The following is a 1,597-nucleotide window of genomic DNA, read 5'->3' on the forward strand; positions in this document are numbered from 1 at the left end:
GATCATCTGCATGCGCGCCCCGGGCATGACCATGTGGCGTATGCCGATCTTCACCTGGAACGTCCTGGTCACCGCCATCCTCGTTCTGATGGCGTTCCCGCCGCTTGCTGCCGCTCTCTTCGCCCTCGGTGCGGACCGCCGCTTCGGTGCCCACATCTTCGATCCCGAAAACGGCGGCGCCGTCCTCTGGCAGCACCTGTTCTGGTTCTTCGGCCACCCCGAGGTCTACATCATCGCCCTGCCGTTCTTCGGCATCGTGTCCGAGATCTTCCCGGTCTTCAGCCGCAAGCCGATCTTCGGCTACAAGGGCCTGGTTTACGCCACCATCTCCATCGCCGCCCTGTCCGTCACCGTGTGGGCCCACCACATGTACGTGACCGGCTCGGTCCTGCTGCCGTTCTTCTCCTTTATGACGATGCTGATCGCGGTACCCACCGGCGTGAAGTTCTTCAACTGGATCGGCACCATGTGGCGGGGTTCCATCACCTTTGAAACCCCCATGCTGTGGAGCATCGGCTTCCTGGCCACGTTCCTCTTCGGCGGCCTGACCGGTATCATCCTGGCCTCCCCGCCGCTGGACTTCCACGTTTCCGACTCCTACTTCGTGGTGGCGCACTTCCACTACGTGGTCTTCGGTACCGTCGTCTTCGCGATGTTCGCAGGCTTCTACTTCTGGTGGCCGAAGTGGACCGGCAAGATGCTCAACGAGCGCCTTGGCAAGATCCACTTCTGGATGCTCTTCTTGGGCTTCCACGGCACCTTCCTCATCCAGCACTGGCTCGGCGTCGAGGGCATGCCCCGCCGCTACGCGGACTACATGCCGCAGGATAACTTCACCTGGATGAACCAGTTCTCCACCTACTCGTCCTTCCTGCTGGGTGCCTCGCTGATCCCGTTCTTCTGGAACGTTTACATCACCTGGCGCAGCAACGAGAAGGTCATGGTTGATGACCCCTGGGGCTTCGGTGCCTCGCTCGAGTGGGCCACGTCCTGCCCGCCGCCGCGCCACAACTTCACGTCGCTGCCGCGGATCCGCTCGGAACGTCCTGCCCTGGACCTGCACCACCCCGAGCTCTCCCAGAACTACACCATCGACTCGCCTGCCCCGGCAGCGGCCGCGCTGGGTAACGCCGACCAGAAGGACACCGCGAAGTGAAGATCGAATCACGGATTTTTGGGCTCGGAGTCTTCTTCTTCGTCCCTGTAGCCATCGTCTACGGTTTTATGACGCACTGGTCCGAATGGGTGGGCATCCTCGGGGTCCTGCTGGTCGCAGGCCTCGCCRGCATGATCGGCGCCTACCTGGGCTTCACCGGACGCCGGGTCGGTATGCGCCCGGAGGATCGCAGCGACGCTGAGATCCACGAGGGCGCTGGCGAGCAGGGCCACTTCAGCCCCTGGAGCTGGTGGCCCCTGGTGCTGGGCCTCGCCTGCGCCGGTGGCTTCCTCGGCCTTGCCGTGGGCTTCTGGATCACGTTCATCGCCGGCGGCCTGGCCGTCGTGGCGCTCGTGGGCTGGGTCTACGAGTACAGCCGCGGTGACCACGCGCACTAACATTCAAAACTGAGACCAACGACGGCGGGCCCCACCTTTGAGG

At 63.6% G+C, this 1,597-nt stretch carries 2 protein-coding genes; both read left to right on the forward strand.

The features are described 5' to 3' along the window. On the forward strand, positions 1–1,156 hold a 1,156-nt coding region (locus AC1DHD_RS16180; RefSeq protein ID WP_476880680.1), incomplete at its 5' end, for a cytochrome c oxidase subunit I. Then, positions 1,153–1,554 carry a cytochrome c oxidase subunit 4 gene (locus AC1DHD_RS16185; RefSeq protein ID WP_476880681.1) on the forward strand — a complete coding sequence of 134 codons (402 nt, stop codon included), beginning with the start codon at positions 1,153–1,155 and terminating at the stop codon, positions 1,552–1,554. The genes AC1DHD_RS16180 and AC1DHD_RS16185, both read left to right, overlap by 4 nt. Positions 1,555–1,597: the final 43 nt, after the last annotated feature.

The organism is Arthrobacter sp. 05L45_2 (genome assembly GCF_056397525.1).